This window comes from Methylobacterium sp. WL116, from assembly GCF_008039455.1.
Taxonomy (GTDB): domain Bacteria; phylum Pseudomonadota; class Alphaproteobacteria; order Rhizobiales; family Beijerinckiaceae; genus Methylobacterium.
In genome coordinates this window covers 1-1,112 of sequence record NZ_VRUV01000891.1, presented here as the reverse complement: position 1 = coordinate 1,112, position 1,112 = coordinate 1, and the positions used below count along the sequence as shown (strand labels likewise).

1 pseudogene is annotated in these 1,112 nt (G+C 72.7%); it reads left to right on the top strand.

The window, feature by feature from the left end:
• A pseudogene (locus FV223_RS28235) lies at positions 1-1,011 on the top strand (UvrD-helicase domain-containing protein); the annotation flags it as partial.
• Positions 1,012-1,112: the final 101 nt, after the last annotated feature.

Genomic DNA, 1,112 nt, shown 5'->3' with positions numbered 1-1,112 from the left:
CTCGACCTCGTGACGCCGGAGGCGACGGGCGATGCGCTGCGCAAGGCGATCCGGCAGGCCTTGGCCGCGCGCACGGTGCTGGCCGCACGGGGCGGGCTGACGCGGCAATTCGCCCGGCTCGGCACCGCCCTCGGCCTCGCCGCGGGCCAGACCGATGCGTCGCTGGTGGAGACGATCCTGAACGGCGGGATCTCCGACAAGCCGGCCTTCGCCGAGCGCCTGCGCACCGGCAAGGCGACCGACGAGAAGCTCGCCGACGGCCTGCTCGCGGCCGAGGCCGCCGACGGCCGGCCGGAGGCGCTCGACCTCTATCGCGCGGTGTTCTTCACCGCCAAGGACGAGCCGAAGGCCGACAAGAGCCTGGGCACCAAGGCGGCCTCCGAGGACGTGCGCGCGGCGCTGATCGACGAGCGCGACCGGCTCGCGCCGCTGTTCGACGCCCTGCGCAGCGCCCGGGCGCTCGCCCGCACCGAGGCGCTGTTCACCCTCGCCGCCGAGATCCACCGCCGGATCGAGGCGCAGAAGGCCAAGCTCGGGGCGCTGGATTTCGACGACCTGATCCACAAGACCCTCGACCTGCTCGCGCGGGTCGACGCCGCCTGGGTGCTGTACAAGCTCGACCGCGGCGTCGACCACGTGCTCGTGGACGAGGCGCAGGACACCAACCCGCAGCAATGGCAGATCCTCGACCGGATCACCGCCGAGTTCGCCACCGGCGCCGGCGCGCGCGAGACCCTGCGCACCCGCTTCGCCGTCGGCGACCCCAAGCAGTCGATCTACAGCTTCCAGGGCGCCGAGCCGCGCGAGTTCGCGACGATGCACGGCAAGTGGAAGGGCGAGGCGCGCTCGGCCAAACTCCGGTTCGAGGACGTCGACCTGAAGCTGTCGTTCCGCTCGACCCTCGGCGTGTTGCGGGCGGTCGACGCCACCTTCCACCTGCCCGAGCACTACGACGGCCTCGGCTTCGACGATGCGGCGGTCGGCACCGTCCACACCACGGCGCGGGCCGGCGCCGGTGGCGAACTCGGCGGTGATCCGGTCGAGGATCTGCCATTGCTGCGGGTTGGTGTCCTGCGCCTCGTCCACGAGCACGTGGTCGACGCCGCGGTCGG